The 336-nt window shown below is 67.9% G+C and carries 1 pseudogene (only partly in view); it reads right to left on the bottom strand.

The window, feature by feature from the left end:
• Positions 1-336: pseudogene (locus tag H3005_RS19790) on the bottom strand (SOS response-associated peptidase); its annotated part reaches 153 nt to the left of the window's first position; the annotation flags it as partial.

The following is a 336-nucleotide window of genomic DNA, read 5'->3' as shown; positions in this document are numbered from 1 at the left end:
CGCCGGTGATGATGGTGAAGGTGCCACGGTTGCCGTCGGGCAGGAGCGGGCTGGTGTCTTCCCACAGGCCGGCGGCCAGCAGCGGCCCGGTGGCGTGGATGAACCAAGGGTCTTTCTTGCCGTCCTCGGGGCTGACCGACCACTCGTAGTACCCAGCCATCGGGATGACGCAGCGGCGCTTCTTGAACGCCGATCGGAAGGCCGGTTTGGTGGCCACCGTCTCGATCCGGGCATTGATGGTCGACCCCTGCAGGCCCTTGGCCTTCGCCCAGAACGGCAGCAGGCCCCAGGCCAGCCGGGTGACCTGCCGACCTTCGCCACGGTCCAGGATGATCG

The sequence above is a fragment of the Stenotrophomonas sp. Br8 genome (genome assembly GCF_014763005.1).
Classification (GTDB): Bacteria; Pseudomonadota; Gammaproteobacteria; order Xanthomonadales; family Xanthomonadaceae; genus Stenotrophomonas; species Stenotrophomonas lactitubi.
The sequence above is the reverse complement of the archived record's forward strand: the minus strand, read 5'-3'. Positions and strand labels throughout refer to the sequence as shown.